1 protein-coding gene is annotated in these 1,262 nt (G+C 62.7%); it reads left to right on the forward strand.

The annotated features are described in order from the left end of the window. Window positions 1-1,262 (forward strand): ABC transporter transmembrane domain-containing protein (locus BN3659_RS01085; protein ID WP_141682444.1); only part of this gene is annotated, 1,262 nt, incomplete at both ends.

The raw sequence follows: 1,262 nt of genomic DNA on the forward strand, positions 1-1,262 counted from the left end.
CTGGCGATGCTCACGGCCAGCGTGCTGAGCCTGATCCTGCCGTTCCTCACGCAGTCGGTCGTGGACAAGGGCATCGGCACGGGCAATCTCTCGTTCGTGGTGATGATGCTCGTCGCGCAGGTGGTGCTGGTGCTGGGCCAGATGGCCAACAACCTCATCCGCTCGTGGCTGATGCTGCACATGACCATCCGGATCAGCATTTCGCTCATTTCGGATTTCTTGTCCAAGCTCATGCGCCTTCCGATCGCCTTCTTCGATTCGAAGATGGTGGGCGACATCATGCAGCGCATCGGCGACTACGACCGCATCCAGTCGTTCCTCACGGGTTCGCTGCTGAGCATGGCGATGGCCGTCGTGTCGTTCGTCATCTACGGAGCCGTGATGGGCGGCTACGACCCGACGATTCTCGGCATCTTCCTGCTGGGCAGCGCGCTCTATGTCGGCTGGATCCTGCTCTTCATGAAGCGCCGCCGCAAGCTGGACTACATGCGCTTCCAAGAGGCGGCTGCCAACCAGAGCAACATCGTGCAGCTCATCGACGGCATGCAGGAGATCAAGCTCAACGACTGCGAGAAGCAGAAGCGCTGGGAGTGGGAGCGCATTCAGGCGCGGCTGTTCCAAGTCTCGATCAAGGGGCTCGTGCTGGGGCAGACGCAGGAGGTGGGCGGCACGTTCATCGACCAGACCAAGAACGTCGTCATCTCGTTTCTGGCCGCCTCGGCGGTCATCGAGGGCCACATGACCCTCGGCATGATGGTCGCCCTGCAATACATCATCGGCCAGCTCAACGCGCCGCTGTCGCAGTTCATCCAGTTCGTGCAGGCGACGCAGGACGCGAAGATCTCGCTCGAACGCCTCTCGGAGATTCAGGAGAAAGAGGACGAAGAGCCGGCCGGCGAGGAGCGCATCCGCGTGATTCCCGACCATGCCGACATCGAATTCCGGGGCGTAACGTTCCAGTACGACGGTCCGCACTCGGCCAAGGCTCTGGACGACGTGTCGGTAACGATTCCGGCGGACAAGGTTACGGCCATCGTCGGGGCGAGCGGCTCGGGGAAGACCACGATGCTCAAGCTGATGCTGGGCTTCTACACGCCGACCTCGGGCGAGGTGCTGCTCCGCGACCGCCGCATCGGGCAGTACAGCCCGTCGTGCTGGCGGCGGGCGTGCGGCACGGTGATGCAGGAGGGATACGTCTTTTCGGATACCATAGCCGGTAACATCGGCGTCTCGGACGATCGGCCCGACATGGAGCGGGTGCG

The sequence above is a fragment of the Alistipes sp. CHKCI003 genome, assembly GCF_900021155.1.
Lineage (GTDB): Bacteria > Bacteroidota > Bacteroidia > Bacteroidales > Rikenellaceae > Alistipes > Alistipes excrementavium.